The organism is Exiguobacterium sp. UBA7533, assembly GCF_002479335.1.
Lineage (GTDB): Bacteria > Bacillota > Bacilli > Exiguobacteriales > Exiguobacteriaceae > Exiguobacterium_A.
The window spans coordinates 6,306-6,921 of sequence record NZ_DLMP01000012.1; the positions used below are offsets into that span (position 1 = coordinate 6,306).

Genomic DNA, 616 nt, shown 5'->3' on the forward strand with positions numbered 1-616 from the left:
AGCGGTGTTCGAAGTTCATGAGATACAGTCGAAACGAGTTCTGATTTCAAACGATCCATTTCGGTTTCTTTCGTCACATCCCGCATGACAAGCATCGTTCCTTTATGCACCTGATGAATGTGAATCACCTCGACATAAAATTGAATGAATACCGTTTCGTTTCTAATTGAGAACTGTAGACTATCTGTCGGTAATTCTCCACGAAGAACTGAATCAACATATCGACTGAAGTTTTCCGGTTCATCGACGACGGATTGAATGACTTCTAAGCATGTTTGAAGTGTTTCTTGTTCCGCCTGGACACCATATCGCAGTTCCGGGAATAGATCGTACAGTGGTCGATTGACGAAAACCTCTTCTTTCCCTGGCTCAAGATAGATGACCGCTTCACGAATTGAATCGAGAATCCGTTCCGTTTTCGTTTTTTCTCTCGTCATCTCGTCAAACAAACGCATCCGGAGAAGGGATAACGACAATTGACGAGAGAAGGACATGACATCCCGCATCTGTTCATTCGTAAACTGATCGCGGTAACGGACCAGATAGATATACGCGATGATATCATCTGCGGTTGGATCGAGAATCGGCACAGCCGTTTCATACATATAGTACGGGT

1 pseudogene is annotated in these 616 nt (G+C 44.2%); it reads right to left on the reverse strand.

The features are described from left to right. Positions 1 to 616: pseudogene (locus tag B2U10_RS12650) on the reverse strand (histidine kinase); the annotation flags it as partial.